The organism is Sphingomonas sp. AC449, assembly GCF_979253475.1.
The window spans coordinates 274304-297377 of record NZ_CEEDCZ010000004.1; the positions used below are offsets into that span (position 1 = coordinate 274304).

Here is a 23074-nt window from a genome sequence, read left to right on the forward strand (position 1 = left end):
CGGGTTGCGACCACGACCCAGGCCTTCGCGCGCCGCCCGACCGGGAACCCGACGACCGTCGGGTGCGGCCGCCCCCTGCCCGCCCGCGCCGTCATGCTCACCACCGGCGGCGCGCTCGCGCCCCGCAATCAGAGTTGCCTCATGCTCGATCTCAGTTCCAATCCCGTACGGCAAACCGCCTCCATATCGTCGCGCGACCCGATCCGTGCCCCCGCCCGTGCCGCCGTGCCACGCATCGCCGGGCACGTGGTTCGATCGACCGGCGCCGCGCCGCGGCGGGTCGCGTTGTTCTCGGGCAACTACAACTATCTCCGCGATGGCGCCAATCAGGCGCTCAACCGGCTCGTCGGGTTTCTCGAATCGTGCGGCACCGACGTCCGCGTCTATTCGCCGACCGCGCCCCGCGCGGCGTTCGAGCCCGAGGGGACGCTCGTCTCGGTGCCATCCGTCCGGATTCCCGGGCGCGGCGACTATCGCCTCGGACTCGGGCTGTCCGCGGCGTTGCGCCGCGAGATCACCGCGTTCCGCCCCGAGATCGTCCACGTCTCCGCGCCCGACTGGACCGGCGTCGCGGCGCAGCGGCTCGCGCGGTCGCTCGGCATCCCGATCGCCGCGAGCCTGCACACGCGGTTCGAGACCTATGCGCAATTCTATGGCGCGGGTCTGATCCGGCCGCTGATGGAGCGCCATCTCGACCGCTTCTATCACGGCAGCGACGCGATTCTGGTCCCCACGCGCCCGATCGCGGAGGAATTCGCCGCGACCGCGCTGGGTGACCGCACGCATCTGTGGGGACGCGGCGTCGACCGCGCGCTGTTCTCGCCTGCGCGCCGCGACGAGGACTGGCGGCGATCGCACGGCTTTGCCGAGGACGACGTCGTGCTGCTGTTCTTCGGCAGGCTCGTCCGTGAAAAGGGCCCCGCGCTGTTCGCCGACATCGTCGACCGCGTCCGCGCGTCGGGGATAGCGATCAGGCCGCTCGTCGTCGGCGACGGCCCCGAGCGCGCGTGGCTCGAGCGTCGCCTGCCGATCGCGCGCTTCACCGGCAGCCTCACCGGCGAGGCGCTGGCGCGCGCGGTCGCCAGCGCGGACGTCTTCGTCAATCCCAGCGTCACCGAGGCCTTTGGCAATGTCACGCTCGAGGCGATGGCGTCGGGGCTGCCCAGCGTCTGCGTCGACATCCCGAGCGGCCGCAACCTGCTGCGGGGAGGCACCGGGCTGTTCTATCCGGCGGGCGATCTCGACGAAGCCGTCGCCGCGGTCCGACGGCTTGCGGGCTTTCGCGATCTGCGGCGAACGATGGCGCGCAACGCACGCGCCGCCAGCAGCGACTATGACTGGGACAGCGCGTCGGCGATGGTCGTCGACGCCTATCGCGCGCTGCTTGCCCCCGGATCGTCTGTCTCCGGCTCGCTTTCGCCCGGATCCGTGACCGGGCACGACATGGCGCATGGCGGCGTGACGGAACGAACCCGGCGGATCAGGCGCTAACCGATCCTATGACGCACCAACTACGGACCAACCAGACACGACGTCGCGGTCGCCTGCGTGCGTAGCGTCCTGAAGGCGCCGATCCTGCAGGCGCGGTCGACGCACACGGTGGCCATCGCGATCGTGATGATCGTCGTCGTCGGGATCGCCGGGGCCGCGCTGGTCCGGCTGCTCGAGGGGATCGACTGGGACGATATCCAGCGCGCGCTGGCGCGGATCGGCTGGCACCGGCTGTTCGCCGCCGCCGCGGTGACGGCGCTCAGCTATGTCGTGCTGACCGGGTATGACGTGATCGCGCTCCGGATCATCGGGCGTCAGGTCCGCTATCGCCGCGCCGCGCTCGCCTCGTTCACGAGCTATGTCTTCAGCCACAATCTGGGCTTTGCGCTGCTGACCGGCGGCACCGCGCGGCTGCGCATCTATCGTCCCGCGGGGCTCGGCATCGGCGAGGTCGCGCACATCATGGTGCTGACCGGGATCACCTTCTGGTCGGGCATCCTCACGCTGCTCGGGTTCGGCCTGATCCTGCAGCCAGGCGACGTCGCGATCGCGGGGATGACGCTAACCTATCCCGCGCATGCGGCGATCGGTGCGGCGGGGCTCGCGATCCTCGGCGCCGCGGTGCTCGCGCTGCACTGGTACCGCGGGCGGACGCTCGTCGCGTTCGGCCGCACGATCCCGTTGCCGAGCGTCCGCCAGGCCGCGCTCCAGATCCTGCTCGCGGGGATCGACATCCTGCTCGCCGCCACCGCGCTGCTGGTCCTGCTTCCCGATTCGGCGGCGGGCCTGTTTCCCGCGTTGCTGCTCGGCTATCTGGTGGCGATCGTCACGGGGCTGATCACGCACGCGCCGGGCGGCGTCGGCGTGTTCGAGGCGGTGATGCTCGTCAGCCTGCCCGAGGTCGACCGTGCGACGCTGTTCGCGGCGCTGCTCGCCTATCGGCTTATCTATTATCTCGTTCCGTTGGCGATCGGCATGCTCGCGTTCGCGCTCCACGAGATCCGCGAGGCGCGCGTAAGGTCGGCGTAAGTCGGTGCGGCGATGACGGCGCTGTCCTTTGCCCGTCGATCGGAATGCCGTCATCATGATCCCCCGTGCGCTTCACAGCGCTGCGCCGCCTCGCCTTGCCACCGGCCTTGCGCTCGGTCTCGCTACCCTCACCCCCGCATACGCGCAGCACGCCACCGCGCCCGCTCCCGTCCCAAATATTCCCGAGCCGATGGTGTTCGACATGATCCGCCCGCTCGGCGCGCGTCGCGGCGAGCTCGAGGCCAATACACTGGCGCAGGTCAATCTGAGCGGCACATCGCGCGACGTCGAATGGGCGCCCGAAGTCGAATATGCGGTCGCCAACGGGTTCGCGGTCGAGGTCGAACTGCCGTTCATCAACGGCCGCCCGACCGATTACAAGATCGGGCTTCAGGGGACGTTCGGAACGTTTCGCGGCGGTCGCAGCATCCACGGCGTGCAGTATCTCGGGCTGCACAATCGCCGCGACGGCGGCTGGTCGAGCAGCCTGCTCTATCTGCTCGGCAACCGCTTCGGTGATCGGCTGAGCACGATGACGATGGTCGGCGTCGGCGACGTCACGCTTCGCAAGTCCGAGGGGACCGGGCTGCTCGTCAATCACACGACCTTCTGGGATCTCGATCCCGCCACCGTTATCGGGTTCGAGATCAACCGCCAGACCGGCGACAGCCGCCACTGGCTGTTCATGCCGCAATGGCATCGCGCCTTTGCGGGCCGGCTGTCGGTTCAGGCGGGGCTCGGCGCCGAGCGGGGCCATCAGGGCCCGTTCCGCCCCCGTCTCGGCGTGCGCGTGGTGCGCGAGTTCTGACGCACGCGGCGCCGATCGTTCCGGGCTCCGGGCTCAGGGGCAGGTCGACACGGGCACCTTCTCGTCGTTCTGGATGCCGGTGCCCGACGTGTCGCGGTCGTCCCTGACCGCGAACGACGCGATCTCGGAAATCGTCGGCGACGGCGCCCACATCGTCGAGATGATCGGCGAATATGTGACCGCGACCTCGGCGAAGACGACCGCGCCGGTGCTCGTCGCGGTCACCCTGTTCGCCTCGGGCCCCATGCCCTTGAACCCCGATCCCTGCGCGCCCTCGCCCTGCCTGCCGTAGTGCGAGGCGAACGCCATCGCGCCATAGCAGCGCTGCCACTGGATCCACTGGCCGCCGCCGCTGTTGACCGTCAGGCCGGACAGGATGATCCGCCCCTTGCCCCTCATGTCGACGGTCCCGCCCTGCAACGCGGCCCCCGTGAACAGGTCGTTGATCTGCGTCTCGGTGATCGGGCGGTTGCGCAGAATCTCCTGGATACCGATCCGCGACCCGTTGTCCGCGACCTGCAGCGCAAGCTGGCTGATCCGCTGCCGCGTCAGCGTATAGTTGGCGAGTTCGATGCCGTAGAAGACGAGCGTGATCATCACCGGCAGGACGAGCGCGAACTCGACCAGCGCCAGCCCGCGCGTGTCGCGGACCAGCCGCGCCGATCGCATAAAACTGACGATGGTCACGAACAGGTCCGCAGCGGGGCTGGCGCCTGGTCGCTCGCCGGCTGGTTTCGGAGCAACGTGCTCGACACGACCTTCAGGATCCCGTTGCCCTGCACCATCGGCAGGAAGCTGGCATAGCTCACCGTCGCGGTCAGCAGGACGACGTCCTTCGACCCGCCGACGCCCTCGGTGCCGCCCTCGAGGTCCCACGCGCCGTTATTGTTGGCGTCGACATAGGTTTCGCCCTTGTTGCAGCGGCCGTCGTGATTGCTGTCGACATATTCCTCGACCCGGTTCTGCGCGTTGCGATAATCGTGGAACGAGGTCAGCTCGAATTCGACGCGGGCGCTGTTGATCACGCGAAGGACCTGCATCCGCACGCGGTCCTGGATCAGAGCGCGTCGCACGTCGCTCCCGGCATCCTCGAGGCTCGTGTCGCGCGCGGCCTTCTGCATCTCTCCCTCGAGCACCGACTTGACGTACAGCCTGTGCCCGAACGCCAGTCCGCCGATGATCAACAGCATCAGAACGGGCGAAACGATCGCGAATTCGATCATCGCGGCACCCCGCGTATCGCGCCGGCCGGGGCGGCGCATCAGTGCGTCACCCGCAATTGCGAGATGCGCGCGGCGATGTCGGCAAAAGTCGTGTTAAGCTCGGCCGCGTTGTTCGCCTGATACGCGCGATTGGGCGAGGCGCAGTCGGACAGCAGCGATGTCAGCGTCGTACCGAACGCGATCACCCAGACGGTGATGTTCTTCTTTTCCTTCGCGATCGTGCACAGCCGCGCCAGCCGGTCCTCGACGATACTGTCCTGTTCGGACTTCGTCGGCAGGCTTCCCGTAGCGGTGCGGCGCCGATCCAGCGCGGACAGCCCATAGGCGTCGTAATCGGCGATGTTTGTCTCGGTATCGCCATCGGTCATGAAGATCAGGTGGCGCGAGATGTTGCTGCCGTTCGCCGCCGCGGCGTTTTCCTTCGCGAACAGCCCTTCGGCGGACATCAGCCGCAGGCCCCACAGCATCCCGATGTCGTGATAGGTCCGCCCGCGCGGGACCAGCGCGTTGAGATAGGTCGTCAGCGCCGCCTTGTCCGACGACGTCCGGATCGCGGCCAGCTTTCGCGCGGTCGATGGGCAGGCCGCGAAATCGGTCTTGTACGACCCCAGCGCGATATAGTTGTTCGAGACGTGCGACACGGTGTTGGGCTGCCAGCCGCTGATCGTCGCGCCACCATAGTTCGACACCGACCGCGCCCAGACCAGGTCGGGCAGGAACGGGCGCCACTGCGTGTCGGCGTTCCCGGGGATCGGGACGAGGTCGACGTCGAGGTCATAGGCGGTTCCCGTCTCGTACGGGCGCAGCGTCTTGCGCTCCTCGATGCACGCGCCCTGGCTGCCATTGCCCCAGTTGATCGTCCGCGCGGTGAAGTTGTTGCCGAGCATCGTCGACAGGCTTCCGCCGCCGACCAGCCCCGTCCCGGACGCGCCCTTCAGGCTGGCGAGCGGATAATTGATCTTCTTGTAGTTCCAGTAATAGACGCGCCGGCCATTCGTTTCCTCGCCCGCGTCCGGGTTCGCTTCGACCGTCTGGTCATAGGTCTGACGATAGGCCTCGAACGTCGTCTTCGTGATCGTGCACACGCCGTTGCTGTTGCGCGACGCGCTGTACGTGGAGCCGTTGATCGTCCGCGTCGCGGTCCGCGACCGCGGGAGCGCCGACGCGGAGGGGTTCCACGCGGTATAGCTCGTCGAATCCGAATAGCTTTCATTCGGCGGGGCGACGCATTCCTCGGATGATCCCGGCTGCGTCGTCACCGTCCTGGTCCCGCTCCACGGCGAATAGTTGCTGTTGGTCGTGACGGTCGCGCCCTGCGTGCCCCCCGCCCTGTCCTCGAAGCCGTCCTGCTCGCGCGACTGATAGTCCCAGCTGTCGACCATCCATTCGCGCTTGAGAAGGAGCCCGACATTCACCGTCGAGGAATAGGGCACGAACCCGTAGCGGACCTGCGACGCGGGCGACTGCGCATTGTCGAGCGTGGTATAGAAATCGGTGACCGACTGGCGCAGCGCCTGGATCTTCGACTTGGTATCGCCCGAATTGGTCTCCGCCATCGACAGCGTGGTGTCGAGGACGAACATGATATCGCTGTTGGGCAGCTGGAGCTGCGCCTCGCAGGTCGCCTCGATCGGGATCCGGGTGTATCCGAATATCTTCATGATCGCGGTCTCGACGACGACCCCCGCCTTGCCGTGGACGATCATGTCGTTCCCGACATCATAGTCCATCGTCGGCTTGGTCGTCCCGTACTGCCCCTCGGCAAAGTTCAGTCTGAAGAACCGGTTCGCCGAGTCGCGTGCCGACGTGTCGAACGTCGACGCCGCCATCGCGCGGCGCCCGCCGAGCACCGCCGCATCGCACGCGTTCTGGAGACGCGATTTCGCCAGATAGGCACGGCTCATGTCGAGCGCGCCGCCGATCATCCCCATCAGCGGCAGGAGCGCAAACGCAAAGAGGATCAACGTATTGCCGCGAACATCGCGCGGCAGCGACGTGACCCGCCCCAGACTGTATCTCAAAATCGGCTTCCTAAAGATCGCTCTTGAAGCCGTTTTGGTTTTAAATGTTTGAAATATGGTTGAGAGAATAAATCAGGATTAGTGCCAAGGTTATTGATGCATATCAGTACATGAAATCTTCGCGCGTCCTGCCATGGCGCGATCCACGGCGGTCACGCCGATCGAACCCCGTCGGCCGACGCGCGGACCGCGGCTTCGACGAACGCCTAGGTCGACTGGATATACGCGCGCATCGCCGCGGCGTCGGCCTCGATCCGGTCGATGCGGTATTTGACGAGGTCGCCGATCGAGACGAACCCGACCAGCCGGCCGCCCTCGATCACCGGCAGATGACGGATCCGCCGCTGCGTCATCAGCGAGAGCGCGCCGATCACCGACTCGCCCGGTGCGATCGACTTGACCGCGGCGGTCATCACGTCGCGAACGCTCTGCGCGAGCGCCGATGCGCCATGCGCCTGAAGACAGTGGATCACGTCGCGTTCGGAAAAGATCCCGACCACCTGGTCGTTATCGAGCACCGGCACCGCGCCGATCCGCCGTTCCGCAAGCAGCGCGACCGCGTCCGCCACCGTCGCATCGGGGTGCAGCGTCACCACCCCGCCTGGCTGCCGCCCCTGAAGAATCGTCGCGATCGTCATTTCGCCTCTCCTTTCGCTGCGCCAGTCCTGCTGGCCGTCATCGCCTCTGCGGGCGCGTGGCTTGAGAAAACCATGTTTGCGCGGCAATGGGAAGCGATGACCGGTCCCCTGCATGCCCCCTCCGCCGCAGCGCCCGACGCTCGCCCGTCCCCACAGCCGAGCGGACTTGGCGACCCGGGCTATGCCGCGTTCGCCTGGGCGCGGTTCCGGACGATCATGGCGTGGATGACGCTGGCGGCGGCGGCGTGCGCGGCCGCGGTGATCACCGCGATGGCGCATATCCAGGGCCCGCTTCACCTCGTGACGATGCTCGCGATACTCGGCGGCGTCGGCGGGTCGGTGATGATGGCAGGGCTGTTGATGGGGCTGGCCTTCCTCAGTTCGGGAACCGGCCATGACGAGGACGTGACCCGCCTCGACTGATCGCCTGTCCGGTGATCGCGGACACCTGATCGCGGGGCATGAAAAAGGCCGGCATCGCGCCTGCGATACCGGCCTTTTCGGTTCAGGCGCGCCGGACGTCGCCGGCGTGCGCGATCAGTTCGCCTGGACCTCGTCGGGCGCGACGCGGACGCGCCGGCGACGCGGCTTTTCTTCGGACGCAGCCTCGCTCGCGGGAGCCGGGTCCGTCGCCGGCGCAGCATCGGGCGACGGGGTGAGCGACAGCGTCGGCGCCTTCAGCGTCGAGATGCCGAGCGACGGGGGCAGACGGTCCGCGTCGAACGCGGCCGGTGCCATCGTGTCGGCCGGGTTCGCCGCCGACACGGGGGCCTCGTCGAGGCTACGGTCACGCCGCGGGCGACCACGACGCCGCGGCTGCTCCTCGGATGCTGCGACCTCGGTCGGCTGGGCGGTATCCGGCGCGGTTCCGCCCTGGGGGGCCTCGCCGCGGCTGGTCTCGAACGGCGTCGCTTCGGCTTGCAGTGCGTCCCCCGGCGTCACCGGCCGTGCGGTGTCGCCCTCGGCTTCGGCGTGGCGCGCCTGCGCACTGCGTGGCGCGCGACGCGACTCACGCTGCGGCGCATCGCGATACTCGCCCCGCGTCTCGCGCGGCTGCTCGTCGCCACCCTGGTCGTCACGCGACTGGAAGCGCGGCTGGTTCCGCGCGCCGTCACCACGGACGCGATCCTCGCGCTGGCCTTCGCTGCGCTGGCCGTCATTGCGCTGACCCTCGTTGCGGGTATTTTCGTAGCGCGGGCGGTCTTCGCGGGGCTGCGCATCCCGCTGCTGGCGGGGTGCGTTCTGGTACTGGCCGTTCTGCTGGCCGCCATTCTGGTCGCGCGGCTGCGTATCGCCCCGTGACTGCTCGCGCGCCTGCTCGCCGCCCTGCTGTTCGCCCGAGCGGATCGGTTCGCCCTCGTCGCCATAATCGTCGTCGCCATCGAGATCGAACGGCTGCTGACGACGCGGCTGCTGCTGCGCCTGCGGCTGGTTTTCCTCGAAGCGCGCGCGCGTCTCGCTCAACACGCGGAAATAATGATCGGCGAACTGCAGATAATATTCGATGTTGACGCGGTCGCCCTGCATCTGCGCGTCGCGCGCCAGGTTCTTGTACTTCTCGTACAATTGGCTCGCGTTGCCGCGCGCGCGGCTGTCGATGCGGTTGCCCGTGTCGCGGCCGCCCTGGCCGCCACCACCGCCGCCGCCCTGGCGCTGACCGCCACCACCACTGCCGCCATTATTATTGTTGCCACGACCGCGACGGCGGCCGGCTTGCCGGTTGTTGATCAAGCTTGTGTCCTCAGTCGTCGAACCAAAATCTGGTCGTGCTCCGAAATGCGGTGCAAACCCCCCGCCGCGCATCGATGACGATGCGTCGGACTTGCCAGAGCCGCCGGACTGCAGCGACTTTAAGGCGAAGGATGCGGGCCAACGCTCAAAAACGACCATCTCGTCGAGATTGCGTGCCCCTGCCCATGTGATAGCGGCCCGGAAGGCCTTCCTACAAGTGAAATATGCGGATCCGCGCCACTTAATTCAAGTTGCGAGCAGCACGCGCGGGTTGCCGCCATAGTCGTGATGCAGCGCCGTGCGGAGCCCCTGCGCCTCGAGCAACGCGGCGACGGCGACCGCCTGCGTCGATCCGATCTCGATCGCCGCGGCACCGCCGGGGGCGAGCAGCGCGGGAATCTGCCGCGCGAGGATGCGATAGTCGTCGAGCCCGTCGGCCCCCGCGAACAGCGCCGCATGCGGCTCATGCGCGTGCACCTCGGGCGGCAGCACCGCATCGGTCGCGATATAGGGCGGGTTGGCGAGGATCAGGTCGAACCGCGCGTCGAGCGCGCCCGCCCAGCGCCCGCAGACGAACCGCGCGCGGTCCGCCATCGCCAGCGTCGCGGCGTTCGCGCGCGCATAGCCCAGCGCCGCGCGCGAGAAATCCACCCCGACCCCCTGCGCCGAGCGCCATTCGTCGAGCGCCGCGAGCAGCAGCGTGCCCGGGCCCGTGCCGAGGTCGAGGATCGTGCCGGGCGCGCGCGCACCGAAATGCCCCTGCGCGGCGATCAGCAGCATCTCGCTGTCGGCACGCGGCACCAGCGCGCCGGAGCCGACCGCCAGATCGATCGACCAGAAGCCGCGCGTGCCCGTGATGTACGCGACCGGCTCGTGCGCCATGCGCCGATCGACGAGCCCTGCAAACGCGTCGGGCACCGCGTAGCGATCCGGATCGAGCAGGATCGCGTTACGCTCGACGCCCAGCGCATGCGCCATCAGCAACTCGGCATCGAGCCGCGGCGTCGCCGAGAATCCAAGACGCGCGGCGGTGGCGGCGAGCGCCGCACGGACTTCCCCGCCGCCCCCGCGCCCGTGCGAGGGGGCGGGGCCGATCTCAGCCATCCAGCTGCGCCAGCCGGTCTGCCTCGTCCTGCGACACCAGCGCGCCGATCAGCTCGTCCATCTCGCCCGCGACGATCTCCGGCAAGCGGTGCAGCGTCAGGTTGATCCGGTGATCGGTGACGCGGCCTTGCGGGAAGTTATACGTCCGGATCCGCTCCGACCGATCCCCCGACCCGACCATCGATTTGCGCGCGCCCGCGCGCTCGGCATGCAACCGGTCGCGCTCCGCCTCGTAGAGCCGCGTCCGCAGCACGCGCAACGCCTTCGCCTTGTTCTTGTGCTGCGACTTCTCGTCCTGCTGGATCACCGTGAGGCCAGTCGGGATGTGGACGATGCGCACCGCCGAATCGGTCGTGTTGACCGACTGGCCGCCCGGTCCCGACGAACGATAGACGTCGATGCGCAGGTCCTTGTCGTCGATCTTGACGTCGACCTCCTCCGCCTCGGGGAGCACCGCGACGGTCGCCGCCGAGGTGTGGATCCGCCCGCCCGCCTCGGTCGCGGGCACGCGCTGGACGCGGTGGACGCCGCTCTCGTATTTGAGTTTCGCGAACACGCCCTGCCCCGTGACGCTGGCGACGACTTCCTTGAAGCCGCCTGCGTCCGACGACGATCCCGAGATCATCTCGACGCGCCAACCCTGCGATTCGGCATAGCGCTGGTACATGCGGAACAGATCGCCCGCGAACAGCGCCGCCTCGTCGCCACCCGTGCCGGCGCGCACCTCGAGCATCGCCGAGCGCTCGTCGGCCGAATCGCGCGGCAGGAGCGCGAGCGCGAGCTTGCGGTCCGCGGTCTCGAGCAGCGTGCGATTCTCGTGAAGCTCCTCCGACGCCATCGCGCGCAGTTCGTCGTCGGCATCCTCGGCCATGAAGGCGAGGCTTTCGGCCTCCTGCCGCAACCGCCGCACTTCGGTCGCGGCCTGCGCGACGGGTTCGAGCTCGGCATATTCCTTGGACACCGCGACGAAACGGTCCGACGGCAGGTCGCCGGTCGACATCAGCGCCTGCAACTCGTCGCGCCGCGCCTCGATCGCGCGGATCCGGTCCGGGGAGATCTGGGTCATGCGCGCACTCCCGCCACCGTCATCCCAGCGCAGGCTGGGATCCAGGGTAACCGGGCGCAGCCTTCATGGCGCTGGATCCCGGCCTGCGCCGGGATGACGGGCAGGCTCAACGCAGCGCCTCCGCCAGATCGGCAAACGCCACCTCGACCTGCGTGCCCGCGCCGAGCGTCTTCACCGCCGCAACGCCCTTGGCGAGTTCGTCATCGCCGAGGATGATCGCGAAGCGCGCGCCGAGCGCATCCGCCTTCGCCATCCGCGCCTTCATCTTGCCCTTGTACGCCATCTCGACCGCCACACCCGCACGCCGCAGGTCCGCGACGATACCCGTCGCACGCGCCTCGGCGGCCGCACCCATCGGCACCACGACCGCATCGATCGCCGCCGCCGCCGGCTCGTCCAGCAACATCGCAAGCCGCTCGACGCCCGCCGCCCAGCCGACACCCGCCGTCTCGGGCCCGCCCAGCGAGCCGATCAGCCCGTCATAGCGGCCACCGGCCAGCACGGTGCCCTGCGAGCCCAGCCGGTCGGTCACGAACTCGAACGCGGTGTGGCGGTAGTAATCGAGCCCGCGCACCAGCCGCGCATTGCGCTCCCACGCGACGCCCGCGGCATCGAGCCCCGCAGTCACCGCGTCGAAGAACGCACGCGCCTCGGGCGTCAGATACGCGTCGATATCGGGTGCGCTGTCCGCGATCGGGCGGTCCTTCGGATCCTTCGAATCGAGGATCCGCATCGGATTCTTTTCGAGCCGGGTCAGGCTGTCCTCCGACAAATCCCCGCGATGCGCCTCGAAATGCGCGACCAGCGCCGCGCGCCATGCCTCGCGCGTTGCCGCGTCGCCCAGCGTGTTGAGCTGCAACGTCACGCCCTCGGCAATGCCGAGCTCGCGCAGCAGCTGATCCGCGAGCACCAGCAGCTCGACGTCCGCCGCGGGCTCCGCCGCACCGATCACCTCGGCGTCGATCTGGTGGAACTGCCGGAACCGCCCCTTTTGCGGGCGCTCGTAGCGAAACACCGGGCCGCTCGTCGTGATCTTGAGCGGCGCGAACTGCTGCCAGCCTTCGGTCAGATACGCGCGCGCGATCCCGGCGGTGAATTCGGGGCGCAGCGTCAGCGAATCGCCGCCGCGATCCTCGAAACTGTACATTTCCTTCGACACGACATCGGTCGTCTCGCCGAGCGAGCGCGCGAACACCGCGGTCGATTCGAACACCGGGATGTCGATCCGCTGGAAGCAGTACAGCGCCCGCACGCGTTCAAACGTCGCAAGCACGTGCGCAAAGCGGCGCTGCTCGTCACCGAAAATGTCCTGGGTGCCACGGACGCGGCGCGGGGTTTCTATTCTGGCCATGATGGCGCGTATCTAGGCGACGTGCCTGCGAAGCGCTAGCGCCGTGCCATGAGCAATCCCGTCCGATATTGGGGGCTTGGCCAGCGCGTCGCGCCGCCGCGCTTCGTCCTGTTCGCGATCGTCTTCGCGATCGGCCTCGTCGCGTTGATCCCCCCGTTCGGAGTCGGTCTGGGGCTGGGGCGCGGCACGATGGCGGCGTTCGATATCGCCGCGATCCTGTTCCTCGCCACCGTCGCGACTCTGTTCGGCAACGCGACCGCCGAGCGAATGCGCCGCTATGCGGACGAGAACGACGCCAATCGCGCGGTGCTGCTCGCGTTCAGCGGGACGATCCTGATCGTCGTGCTCGTCGCGGTGGCGAAGGAGTTGCAGGGCAAGACCGATCTCGTCGCGATCCTGATCTCGGTCGCGACGCTCGTGCTCGCCTGGCTCTTCTCCAACATGGTCTACACGCTGCACTACGCGCATCTGTTCTACAGCGACGGCGAAGACGGCAAGGATGCGGGCGGGCTGGACTTCCCGTCGTGCGCCGAGCCCGATTACTGGGACTTCGCCTATTTCGCGTTCACGCTGGGCATGACGTTTCAGACCTCCGACGTCGAGATCACGTCGCGCCGCGTGCGAAAAGTCGCGCTGGGCCAGTGCATGGCGGCGTTCGTCTTCAACATCGGCGTGCTCGCCTTCACGATCAACGTGCTCGGCAGCAGCTGACGCTGCCTCTCCCGTCATCCTGACGAAAGTCAGGATCCAGAGCCAGACATGCCACCGCCCGCAACCCTGGATCCTGACGTTCGTCAGGATGACGGGGGACGCGTAGGAAAACCGACCTAATTGCCCTCGGTAAAGGACTGGACGACTGGCCTTTCGCGCGATTACGCTGTGCCATCGTCTCTCAGCCGGAAGGCCTTTCCTTGATCCGCAAGCTTCTCGTCGCATCCCTGCTCGCGTCTGCACTTCCCGCGGTCGCGCAAGTCCCCGCCGGCAACACCGCACCGCAGCCGGTTCCGTTCGTCGACACCATCCCCGCCGCGCGGGACACGCCCTATCCCGGCACGCTGCTCCTCGATGTCGATGCGACCGATACCGAGCGCGGGATCTTCCGCGTGAAGGAGACGATCCCCGTCGCGACGTCGGGCAAGATGGCGCTGCTGTTCCCGAAATGGCTCCCCGGCGCGCATTCGCCGCGCGGCGAGATCGAGAAGCTCGCCGGGCTGGTGATCCGCGCGAACGGCCGAATCCTGCCCTGGACGCGCGACCCGGTCGACGTCTTCGCGTTCCACATCGACGTTCCCGCGGGCACGAAGCAGCTCGACGCGACCTTCCAGTTCATCTCGGCGACCAAGGCGGACCAGGGCCGCATCGTCATGACCCCGACGATGATCAGCCTGCAGCCAAACTCGGTCAGCCTGTATCCGGCGGGATATTTCACGCGTCAGATCCCGGTGAAGATGACCGTCACCTATCCCGCGGGCTGGACCGCGGCGGGGGCGCTGCCCGCCAAGGTCACCGGCTCGACCTATGCCTATGACCGGACCAATTACGAGATCCTCGTCGATTCGCCGATCCTCGCGGGCAAGTACGGCAAGGTCTGGCCGCTGAGCCCCAAGGTCGACCTCAACGTCTTCGCCGACAGCCCCGACCAGCTCGCCGCCAAGCCCGAACAGATCGACGCGCACAAGCGGCTCGTCGAGCAGGCCGCGCGCACGTTCGGCGCGGAGCATTACGACCATTATGAATTCCTGCTCTCGATCACCGACCAGCTCGGCGGGATCGGGCTCGAACATCATCGCAGCTCGGAAAACGGCGTCCGCCCCGGCTATTTCACCGAATGGGAGACGGGCGCGTCGGCGCGCAACCTGTTGCCGCACGAATTCTCGCACAGCTGGGACGGCAAGTTCCGCCGCGGCGCCGACCTGTGGACGCCCGATTTCCGCACGCCGATGCGCAACTCGCTGCTCTGGGTCTATGAAGGCCAGACGCAGTTCTGGGGCTATGTGCTCCAGGCGCGCTCGGGGCTCGTCAGCAAGCAGGACACGCTCGACGGCTATGCCTCGATCCTCGGCATCTACGACACCGCGCCGGGTCGCCAGTGGCGGCCGCTGGTCGACACGACCAACGATCCGGTCATCTCCGCACGCCGTCCCAAGGGCTGGACCAGCTGGCAGCGGTCTGAGGATTATTACAACGAAGGGCTGATGGTCTGGATGGAGGTCGACGCGATGCTCCGCCAGAAGTCGGGCGGCAAGAAGTCGATCGACGACTTTGCCAAGGCGTTCTTCGGCATCCGCAACGGCGATTATGGTGAGGTCACCTATACGTTCGACGAGGTCGCCAAGACGCTCAACGGCATCCTCCCCTATGACTGGGCGGGCTTCCTCAACACGCGGCTGACCGAGACGGGCAAGCCCGCGCCGATCAACGGCTTTGCGATGAACGGCTACAAGCTCGTCTACGGCCCCGTGCAGAGCCCGTATCTCAAACAGGCGGAAAAGAGCCGCGGCACCGATGTCAGCTATTCGCTCGGGATGGTCGTCAACAAGGAAGGCGTCGTCACCGCGACGATCTGGGACAGCGTCGCGTTCAAGGCGGGGATCGACATCGGCACCGAAATCGAGGCGGTCAATGGCGAGTCCTATTCGTCCGATCGCATCAAGGCGGCGATCCTGGCGGCACAGGGGACGAAGCTGCCGATCCGGCTTACTGTGAAGAACAATGACCGATTTCGCGACATCTCGCTCGATTACCATGACGGCCCGCGCTATCCGCGGCTCGAGAAGGTGGGTACAGGTGACGGTGGGCTCGACAGGCTGCTGATGCCGCGCTGACAGCCACTTTATCTTCCGGTGCCGGCCGCTCTCCCCGAGGTGGAGCGCCGGCACCGTCATTTCTGAAAGGACCGCCATGCGCATCGATCTCATCCCGACCGGCAAGAACCCGCCCGAAGACCTCAACGTCATCATCGAGGTCCCGACCGGCGGCGAGCCTGTGAAGTACGAGTTCGACAAGGCGTCGGGTGCGCTGTTCGTCGACCGCATCCTGCACACGCCGATGCGCTATCCCGCGAACTACGGCTTCGTGCCGCACACGCTCAGCCCCGATGGCGATCCGCTCGACGCGCTCGTGATTGCGCGCTCGCCGTTCATCCCCGGCTGCGTCGTCCGCGCGCGCCCTATCGCGGTGCTCAACCTCGAGGACGAGGCCGGCGGCGACGAGAAGCTCGTCTGCGTCCCCGTCGACGCGGTGTTCCCGTATTACGCCAATATCGGCGAGCGTGCCGACATGCCCGAAATCGTGTTCGAGCAGATCGAGCATTTCTTCACCCACTATAAGGACCTCGAGAAGACGAAGTGGGTCCGTGTCGGCAAGTGGGGCGATGCCGAGGAAGCCAAGCGCATCACGATCGAGGCGATCGAGCGCTACGAAGCGGCCAAGAAGCAGGGCGACGAGCCGATGAACGCGGACGACGCCGCAGGCCGCTGATCACAGTGCGGGGGCGTCGCGCGGCGCCCCCTTCATTGAAGTACGTCACCCCAGCGAAAGCTGGGGTCTCCCGCGGCTCAAGCCCCGTCGCCCCTGCGGAACGATACCCCAGCGTTCGCTGGGGTGACGGACAACATGTGTCCTCCCGCACTTACGGCGCCGGCCGCTCCGCCTGCGCTTCCGCCAGGTACAGCGAGAACAGCCCCGCCGGATCGGTCCATTCGCGGATCGGCGTCCACCCGCCCGACCGCAACAGGATCCGCGCATCGCGCGACCCGTATTTGTGGCTGTTCTCGGTGTGGATCGTCTCGCCCGCGGCGATATCGAACGGCCGCCCCTCGATCGTGAACGCCGCGTCGCGCTGTGCCTCGAGGTGCATCTCGATCCGCGCGCGGTCGTCGTTCCACACCGCCTTGTGCCGGAACGCCTCGACCGGCACGTCGGCATCGAGCTCGCGGTTGATCCGCTCGAGCAGGTTCATGTTGAACGCCGCGGTCACGCCCTGTGCATCGTCATAGGCGGGGACCAGCACCGCCGGATCCTTGATCCGGTCCATCCCGATCAGCAGCATCGCGCCGATCCCGAGCGACGCACGCATCGCCTTCAGCAGGTCGACCGCCATCAGCGGGATCATGTTGCCGATCGTCGATCCCGGGAAGAAGCCGAGCTTGGGCGTGTCCGCGATCGTCTTGGGCAGTGCCAGCGGCCTCATGAAATCCGCCTCGAACGGCAGGACCAGCAGCTCGGGGAATTGGTCGGCAAGCACGCGCGACGATTCGCGCAGGAAATCGCCCGAAATGTCGATCGGCACATAGACCGACGGCGCCACCGCCTTCAGCAGGATCGGCGTCTTGGTCGACGACCCCGACCCGAACTCGACCACCGCACGCCCTGCGCCCGCAATCTGGGCGACCTCGGGGCACGCGGTCTCGAGGATCGATCGCTCGGTGCGCGTCGGATAATATTCGGGCAGATCGGTGATCGCCTCGAACAGCTCGGACCCGCGCCGGTCGTAGAACCAGCGCGCCGGAATCGCGCGCGGCCGCCGCGCAAAGCCGTCGAGCACGTCCGCCCGAAAGGCGGGATCGGCCAGGCTCTGCTCGCCGTCTTCGATTTCACGCTTCAACATCAGATATCCTTGGCGAGCCGGACGCCGGTGAACTGCCAGCGCTGGTGCGGGTAGAAGAAATTGCGATAGCTCGCGCGCGCATGGCCGCGCGGCGTCGCGCAGCTCCCGCCGCGCAGCACGAACTGCCCACTCATGAACTTGCCATTATACTCGCCGACCGCACCCTCGACCGCGCGGAAGCCGGGATAGGGCCGATAGGCGCTCCCCGTCCATTCCCAGACGTCGCCGAAAAAGGCGGGGTCGCCGGCACGTGCCGGCCGCGGCTCGACCGGGCCCGCCGCATCCATCTGGTTGCCGCCATCGCCTGGATAATCGGCCGCAACGGCCTCCCATTCGGCCTCGGTCGGCAGCCGCGCGCCCGCCCAGCTGGCATAGGCGTCCGCCTCGTAGAAGCTGACATGCGTGACCGGCGCGGCGGGGTCGATCGCGCGTCGCCCGTCGAGCCCGAACCGCGTCCAGCCGCCGTCGCGCTCTTCCCAGTACATCGGCGCGACGATGCGCTCCGCCTTCACCCAAGCCCAGCCATCGGCGAGCCAGTGGCGCGGTTCGCTATAGCCGCCATCGGCGATGAACGCCGCCCATTCGCCATTCGTCACCGTCCGGTCGGCGATCGCATGGCGCGTCAGCAGCGTGTCGTGCCGCGGCGTCTCGCAATCGAACGCGAAGGGCTCGCCGTCATGCCCCATCCGCGCAATCCCGGCGTCGCGTTCGATCCAGCCGATCGCGCCCGGCATCTCGACCGGTACCTTGCGCGGCGCGGCCCAGACCGCGGGCTCGAGCGGATTTTCCGAAAACAGATGGAGGATGTCGGTCACCAGCAATTCCTGGTGCTGCTCCTCGTGATGGCACCCAAGTGCCACCAGCTCGCGCGCCGCCTCGGGCAGGTCGGGCAGCGCCGCGATCAGTGCCGTATCGACGTGGGCACGGTACGCGCGGACCTCGTCGAGCGTCGGCCGCGTGATCATCCCGCGCCGGTCGCGCGCATGCCGCCGGCCTTCCGCCTCGTAATAGCTGTTGAACAGGAACGGGAAGCGCTCGTCGTGCAACCGGTACCCCGCGACATGATCGCGCAGCACGAACGTCTCGAAGAACCAGCTCGTATGCGCGAGATGCCATTTGGTCGGCGACGCGTCGGGCATCGACTGCACCGTCGCATCCGCGTCCGACAGCGGCGCGGCGAGCGCGAGCGACAGGTCGCGGACCGCGGTGAATCGCTTGCCGAGCACGTCGGTCTGGCGCGCATCTGCGGGATTGAGGGAGGGGACGGGGTTCGGCATCGACTGTCCTCGCGCGAGCGGTGCGCACGGCACGGCCCTGTAAAAGGATGCAGCGATACGGAGCGCTATCCGCGCGTTGCCCCCGGTTTCCACAGAACGTCGCTCGCGCCATTTTGGTTCACTGCACGCGCGGCGACGAACAGGAAATCCGACAGGCGATTAACATACGCTAATGCCATTGGATTGATCGGGTCGTCGACCGCGACCACTGCGCGCTCGGCACGCCGCGTGATCGCGCGCGCCAGATGCAGCGCGGCGGCCCCCGGCGATCCGCCCGGCAGGATGAAGCTGGTCAGCGGCGCCATCTGCGCGGTCATCGCGTCGATCTCGCTCTCCAGCCGCTCGACCTGCGTGCCGATGATCCGCAGCGTCATTTCGGACGGCGCGAAATCGTCGCCCGGCGTCGCGATGTCCGCGCCGAGATCGAACAGGTCGTTCTGGATCCGCTCGAGCGCCGCCGCGATCGGGTGCTCACCCAGCGCCACCGCGGCGACGCCGATCGCGCTGTTCGCCTCGTCGACGTCGCCGATCGCCTGCATCCGCGGACACGCCTTCGACACGCGCGACCCGTCGACCAGCCCGGTGCTCCCCGTGTCGCCGGTGCGTGTGTAGATCCTGTTCAGCTTCACCATCGTCGTCGCGTCCGAAATCAGGTCCGGCCGGCAGCGAACAGGATCAGCACGACGATCAGGATCGCGATCGCCTGGAAGAAGATCCGCTGCTGCATCATCCGGTTCGATTTCAGCGACGCAGCGCTCGGGCCGCCGTCCTTCACCTGTGCGGACTGGTCCTGCAGGAACGTCACCACCCCCCGCACCAGAGCCACGACGGTCGCGATCATTGCCGCGATCAGGAGGAGGACGAGGAAGGTGTTCATGACGACAATCTAGGCGCGCCGGGAGCGTCCCGCAATGGCCGGCCGCCGCCGCCCGCGAATAGCCCCGACGACCCCGCGATTTGACCACCACAGCGGATGCAATTTACCCGCAGACAGCATGGCTTGCCCTCGCTAAGTTGTGAGGAACAGGGGAAACTCTACATGCGTAATCGGCGGATCGGCGTCAGCCTGGCACTGTTGGCACTGCTCGCGTCGTGCGGCGGGGATTCGATGCTCGCAAGCGCGCCGGCGGGCACCGGGGCGGGTACGGGCGCGATTGCGGGATCGACCCCGACACCCACGGCCAGTACGGGGTGCAGCCTGCGCGAACGACAGGACTGGGCCGCGGCGCAGCTGCGCGAATGGTATCTGTTCCCCGAAACGCTCCCCGCCAGCCTCGACCCGACGCCCTATACGACCGTCGACGGCTATATCGACGCGCTCACCGCCACCGCCCGCGGCCAGCGCCGCGACCGCTATTTCACCTATTTGACGTCGATCAGGGACGAGGACGCCTATTATCAGGCGGGTGAAAATGCGGGTTTCGGGTTCCGTCTCGGCATCGACGGCACCGCGCGCCGCGCCTTCATCATCGAATCGTTCGAAGGCGGTGCCGCGCTTGCGGCGCAGATCGATCGCGGTGCGGAGATCGTCGCGATCGGAACCAGCGCCGCCACGCTGCGGACCGTCAGCGCGATCTTCGCCGCGGAAGGTGGCGCGGGCGTCTCGGCCGCGCTGGGGCCCAACAGCGTCGGCACCAGCCGCGTGCTGCAGATCAGCGATGCGCAGGGGACGCGCACCGTCACGCTCGCCAAGACCGATTTCGCGCTGCTGCCCGTCTCGACGCGCTACGGAGCGAAGGTCATCACCGATGGTGGTCGCAGCTACGGCTATCTCAATCTCAGGACGTTCATCTCGACCGCGGACCCCGCGCTGCGCGCCGCCTTCGCCGGCTTCCGCGCGCAGAACGTCACCGATATCGTCATCGACCTGCGCTACAATGGCGGCGGGCTGATCTCGATCGCCGAGTTGATGACCGACCTGCTCGGCCGCAACCGCGCGACGTCCGAAGTCTCGAGCTACACGACCTACCGCACCGAAAAGTCCGCGAACAACACGACGCGCTTCTTCGCGCCGCAGCCCGAATCGATCGCGCCGACGCGCATCGCGTTCATCGGCACGGGCGGCACCGCATCCGCGAGCGAGCTCGTCATCAACGCGATGATCCCGTATCTGCACGGCAATGCCGGGCTGATCGGCACCAACACCTATGGCAAGCCCGTCGGCCAGATCGGGCTCGACCGCGCCGCCTGCGACGACCGTCTCCGCGTGGTCGCGCTGGCGACGCAGAACGCCGCGCGTCAGGGTGCCTATTATGACGGGCTCGCCGGTACGGTCGAGGCGAGCTGCCGGGCCGAGGACGATATCCGCTATCCGCTCGGCGACCCGCGCGAAGCCTCGACGCGGCAGGCGATCGACTTCCTCGCGGGCCGCAGCTGCCTGCCGGTCACCGCCACCGCGATCACCGCGTCGGCGCGCGGCAGCGCCCCCGCCCCGACGACGGATCTGCCGACGCGCACGTTGCTCCTCCCCGACCGCCCCACGACCCCGCAACGCGAAGTCCCCGGCCTGTACTGATCGCTTGGTCGAACGCCCCGACCTGAACGCACCCGCACCCAAAATCGTCACCCTGACGAAAGTCAGGGCCCAGAGCCAAACACGCCGCACGTCTAACCGTGGATCCTGCCCTGCGTCAGGATGACGAGGGGCATGGCCAGCGCTCCACAACCCCCACCCGTCATCCTGACGAAAGTCAGGATCCAGGGCCAAACACACCGCCCCTCGGTAACGCTGGATCCTGACTTTCGTCAGGATGACGGCAGGTGGGGAGCATCCCCCGCCAGCATCGCCCGCACCCCCGCCGCGACCTTAAGCCCGTCCTCCCCCCGCTCGCGCATCGCCGCGAGCGACGGCGCGCCGGTGCGCTTGGCCAGCCGCTCCCCGTCAGCCCCCAGCATCAGCGGGTGGTGGTGATAGCGCGGCGTCGGCAGACCCAGCAGCGCCTGCAACAGCCGGTGGACATCGGTCGCCGCGAACAGGTCGTCGCCGCGCACCACGTCGGTGACGCCCTGCGCCGCATCGTCGAGCGTCACCGCGAGGTGATAGCTGGCGGGCGCGTCTTTGCGCGCAAGCACCACGTCGCCCTGCGCGCCCGGATCGGCGCATACCGTCCCCGCCCGCGCATCCTCCCACCGGAGCGGCCCCGTGACTGCGAGCGCCGCCGCCATGTCGATCCGCCAGCAATGCGCGCCCCCCATTCGAACGTCGTGCATCCGCGCCGCCGCCTCGGCGGGCGTCAGTCGCCGGCACGTCCCCGGATAGACCGCGGCGTCCCCCGCATGCGGCGCGGACAGGCTCGCCGCGATCTCCGCGCGCGTGCAGAAGCACGGATAGAGCAACCCGCGCGTCTTCAGCGTCTCGAGCGCCGCCTGATACGACGCCAGCCGCGCCGACTGGAACGACAGATCATCCCAGTCGAGCCCGAGCCAGCGCAGATCCTCCACGATTCCCGCGACATGCTCGGGCCGGCTGCGGCCCACGTCGATATCCTCGATCCGCAGCAGGAACCGCCCGCCGCGCGCGCGCGCAAAGTCGTGCGCGCGGATCGCCGACATCGCGTGCCCCAGGTGCAGCCGCCCCGTCGGACTGGGCGCGAACCGCGTCGTGACGAATGTCGCGCCGTTCACCGGACTTGACCCCATGTCCCACGCCGTGCTGTCATGATGCCGTCATCCCGGTGCGCGATAGCGGTTTCGGGAATTCTGTGGGAGGAGCCGTGTTTCACCCCGACCTGATACGCCACCCGGATGGGTGTCCGGCGCTCGTGCTCAATGCCGATTATACGCCGCTTTCCTATTATCCGCTGAGCGTCTGGCCCTGGCAGACCGCGGTGAAGGCCGTCTTCCTCGATCGCGTCGATATCGTCGCCAATTACGAACGCGAGGTGCGCAGCGCCAATTTCGCGCTGAAGCTGCCCTCGGTGATCGCGCTCAAGCAGTTCGTCAAACCGTCGCAATTTCCCGCCTTCACCCGCTTCAACCTGTTCCTGCGCGACAAGTTCACCTGCCAATATTGCGGCAAGCTGCGCGATCTCACCTTCGACCATGTCATCCCGCGCGCGCAAGGCGGGCGCACCACATGGGAGAATGTCGTCACCGCCTGCGCACCGTGCAACCTCAAAAAGGGCGGACGCACGCCGCGCCAGGCGGCGATGCCGCTCCATCTCGAGCCGATTCGTCCGACCAACTGGCATCTGCACGAGCATGGTCGCAGTTTTCCGCCAAATTATTTGCACGAAACCTGGCACGATTGGCTTTACTGGGACATTGAACTCGAAGCGTGACCGGGCGATCGGCTGCGCGAAGTGGGTCTTGGGAGACTGATCGATGCGGGTGATCTTGGGTGTGATGGCGGCGGGTCTGGTCGTCGCGGGATGCGGCGACAAGGACGCGCAGCGCGCCCAGGCGGATGCCGGCGCGGCCGGGTTCGTGCCCCCTTCGGTCACCTCGCGGCTCGATTTCGGCGCCAGCATGGAACGCCGCTTCCGCACGCTCGACCGCAACGCCGATGATCGCATCACCAAGGACGAGCTGCCCTCCCCCAATGCGCGGATCAAGGCATTCGACCGCAACAAGGACGGCGTGATCACCGCGATCGAATGGAGCGAGGGGACGCTGCAATGGTTCGACCGGATGGACCTGAACCGCGACGGCACCGTCACCTCGGAGGAACGCGCCGAATCGCGCAAACGTCAGCAGCCGTAATTTGATGTCGCAAACACGCCTCGGC

At 67.6% G+C, this 23074-nt stretch carries 23 protein-coding genes; 10 read left to right on the top strand and 13 right to left on the bottom strand.

Translation table 11 applies throughout. The features are described from left to right. The first annotated feature begins 141 nt into the window (after nt 1-141). The 3 genes from AC0CH3_RS10000 to AC0CH3_RS10010 all read left to right on the top strand — a co-directional run bounded on the left by AC0CH3_RS10000 (nt 142) and on the right by AC0CH3_RS10010 (nt 3328). Nucleotides 142-1491: a glycosyltransferase family 4 protein gene (locus AC0CH3_RS10000; protein ID WP_354303460.1), complete on the top strand. Its 1350-nt coding sequence runs from the start codon at nt 142-144 to the stop codon at nt 1489-1491. A gap of 57 nt (nt 1492-1548) precedes the next feature. After that, nucleotides 1549-2520: a lysylphosphatidylglycerol synthase domain-containing protein gene (locus AC0CH3_RS10005; protein ID WP_333995866.1), complete on the top strand. Its 972-nt coding sequence runs from the start codon at nt 1549-1551 to the stop codon at nt 2518-2520. Nucleotides 2521-2722: 202 nt separating this feature from the next. Next, nucleotides 2723-3328 (top strand): hypothetical protein, encoded by a 606-nt coding sequence (locus AC0CH3_RS10010; RefSeq protein WP_465237815.1) that lies wholly within the window; start codon nt 2723-2725, stop codon nt 3326-3328. Nucleotides 3329-3361: 33 nt separating this feature from the next. Here the strand turns inward: AC0CH3_RS10010 and AC0CH3_RS10015 are convergent, their stop codons facing one another. From AC0CH3_RS10015 to AC0CH3_RS10030, 4 genes are all read right to left on the bottom strand, one after another. Then, nucleotides 3362-4015: a TadE/TadG family type IV pilus assembly protein gene (locus AC0CH3_RS10015; protein WP_354303465.1), complete on the bottom strand. Its 654-nt coding sequence runs from the start codon at nt 4013-4015 to the stop codon at nt 3362-3364. Further along, nucleotides 4012-4590, bottom strand: a complete 579-nt coding sequence (locus AC0CH3_RS10020; RefSeq protein ID WP_056019655.1) for a TadE/TadG family type IV pilus assembly protein — start codon at nt 4588-4590, stop codon at nt 4012-4014. The genes AC0CH3_RS10015 and AC0CH3_RS10020 overlap by 4 nt, the downstream gene beginning before the upstream one ends. Continuing rightward, nucleotides 4590-6572: a pilus assembly protein gene (locus tag AC0CH3_RS10025; RefSeq protein WP_354303467.1), complete on the bottom strand. Its 1983-nt coding sequence runs from the start codon at nt 6570-6572 to the stop codon at nt 4590-4592. Before AC0CH3_RS10025 ends, AC0CH3_RS10020 begins: the two co-directional genes overlap by 1 nt. Nucleotides 6573-6778: 206 nt before the next feature. After that, a complete protein-coding gene (locus AC0CH3_RS10030; RefSeq protein WP_354303469.1) occupies nt 6779-7210 on the bottom strand; it encodes a CBS domain-containing protein in 432 nt (143 codons plus the stop codon). 96 nt (nt 7211-7306) lie between these two features. Here AC0CH3_RS10030 and AC0CH3_RS10035 point away from each other — a divergent pair, with 96 nt between their 5' ends. Beyond that, on the top strand, nt 7307-7633 hold the full coding sequence (locus AC0CH3_RS10035) for a hypothetical protein (RefSeq protein ID WP_354303471.1): 327 nt from the start codon (nt 7307-7309) through the stop codon (nt 7631-7633). Between the two features lie 114 nt (nt 7634-7747). Here AC0CH3_RS10035 and AC0CH3_RS10040 read toward each other — a convergent pair whose 3' ends face one another. The 4 genes from AC0CH3_RS10040 to hisS form a co-directional block, all read right to left on the bottom strand. Next, nucleotides 7748-8941: a DUF4167 domain-containing protein gene (locus tag AC0CH3_RS10040; RefSeq protein ID WP_354303473.1), complete on the bottom strand. Its 1194-nt coding sequence runs from the start codon at nt 8939-8941 to the stop codon at nt 7748-7750. Between the two features lie 246 nt (nt 8942-9187). After that, complete coding sequence (gene prmC, locus AC0CH3_RS10045) at nt 9188-10045, bottom strand: peptide chain release factor N(5)-glutamine methyltransferase (RefSeq protein WP_354303475.1); 858 nt, start codon at nt 10043-10045, stop codon at nt 9188-9190. Next, nucleotides 10038-11111, bottom strand: a complete 1074-nt coding sequence (gene prfA / locus AC0CH3_RS10050) for a peptide chain release factor 1 (protein WP_056019641.1) — start codon at nt 11109-11111, stop codon at nt 10038-10040. The genes prmC and prfA overlap by 8 nt, the downstream gene beginning before the upstream one ends. A 106-nt stretch (nt 11112-11217) precedes the next feature. Beyond that, a complete protein-coding gene (gene hisS, locus AC0CH3_RS10055; protein ID WP_354303477.1) occupies nt 11218-12462 on the bottom strand; it encodes a histidine--tRNA ligase in 1245 nt (414 codons plus the stop codon). Between the two features lie 48 nt (nt 12463-12510). On the opposite strand from hisS, the gene AC0CH3_RS10060 reads away from it, so the two are divergent. The 3 genes from AC0CH3_RS10060 to ppa all read left to right on the top strand — a co-directional run bounded on the left by AC0CH3_RS10060 (nt 12511) and on the right by ppa (nt 15942). Then, the gene (locus tag AC0CH3_RS10060) at nt 12511-13173 is read left to right on the top strand and encodes a DUF1345 domain-containing protein (RefSeq protein ID WP_333995857.1); all 663 of its coding nucleotides are present in this window, start codon (nt 12511-12513) and stop codon (nt 13171-13173) included. 200 nt (nt 13174-13373) lie between these two features. Then, nucleotides 13374-15287, top strand: a complete 1914-nt coding sequence (locus AC0CH3_RS10065; protein ID WP_354303479.1) for a M61 family metallopeptidase — start codon at nt 13374-13376, stop codon at nt 15285-15287. Nucleotides 15288-15363: 76 nt separating this feature from the next. Further along, nucleotides 15364-15942, top strand: a complete 579-nt coding sequence (ppa, locus tag AC0CH3_RS10070; protein ID WP_056019629.1) for an inorganic diphosphatase — start codon at nt 15364-15366, stop codon at nt 15940-15942. Nucleotides 15943-16093: 151 nt separating this feature from the next. On the opposite strand, the gene egtD is transcribed toward ppa, so the two are convergent. The 4 genes from egtD to AC0CH3_RS10090 form a co-directional block, all read right to left on the bottom strand. Beyond that, nucleotides 16094-17071, bottom strand: coding sequence for an L-histidine N(alpha)-methyltransferase (gene egtD / locus AC0CH3_RS10075; protein ID WP_354303482.1), 978 nt, complete (start codon nt 17069-17071; stop codon nt 16094-16096). Continuing rightward, a complete protein-coding gene (gene egtB, locus AC0CH3_RS10080; protein ID WP_354303484.1) occupies nt 17071-18348 on the bottom strand; it encodes an ergothioneine biosynthesis protein EgtB in 1278 nt (425 codons plus the stop codon). Before egtB ends, egtD begins: the two co-directional genes overlap by 1 nt. Nucleotides 18349-18413: 65 nt before the next feature. Further along, nucleotides 18414-18980, bottom strand: coding sequence for a cob(I)yrinic acid a,c-diamide adenosyltransferase (locus AC0CH3_RS10085; protein ID WP_354303486.1), 567 nt, complete (start codon nt 18978-18980; stop codon nt 18414-18416). 17 nt (nt 18981-18997) lie between these two features. Continuing rightward, complete coding sequence (locus tag AC0CH3_RS10090; RefSeq protein WP_056019618.1) at nt 18998-19225, bottom strand: twin transmembrane helix small protein; 228 nt, start codon at nt 19223-19225, stop codon at nt 18998-19000. A 162-nt stretch (nt 19226-19387) separates the two neighbouring features. On the opposite strand from AC0CH3_RS10090, the gene AC0CH3_RS10095 reads away from it, so the two are divergent. After that, on the top strand, nt 19388-20863 hold the full coding sequence (locus AC0CH3_RS10095; protein WP_354303488.1) for a S41 family peptidase: 1476 nt from the start codon (nt 19388-19390) through the stop codon (nt 20861-20863). A gap of 230 nt (nt 20864-21093) precedes the next feature. On the opposite strand, the gene gluQRS is transcribed toward AC0CH3_RS10095, so the two are convergent. Beyond that, on the bottom strand, nt 21094-21972 hold the full coding sequence (gene gluQRS / locus AC0CH3_RS10100) for a tRNA glutamyl-Q(34) synthetase GluQRS (protein ID WP_457325767.1): 879 nt from the start codon (nt 21970-21972) through the stop codon (nt 21094-21096). Nucleotides 21973-22061: 89 nt separating this feature from the next. On the opposite strand from gluQRS, the gene AC0CH3_RS10105 reads away from it, so the two are divergent. Together AC0CH3_RS10105 and AC0CH3_RS10110 are read left to right on the top strand one after the other, a co-directional pair. Next, complete coding sequence (locus AC0CH3_RS10105) at nt 22062-22628, top strand: HNH endonuclease (protein ID WP_056019612.1); 567 nt, start codon at nt 22062-22064, stop codon at nt 22626-22628. 43 nt (nt 22629-22671) lie between these two features. After that, the gene (locus tag AC0CH3_RS10110) at nt 22672-23049 is read left to right on the top strand and encodes an EF-hand domain-containing protein (protein WP_056019609.1); all 378 of its coding nucleotides are present in this window, start codon (nt 22672-22674) and stop codon (nt 23047-23049) included. The last annotated feature ends 25 nt before the right edge of the window (nt 23050-23074 follow it).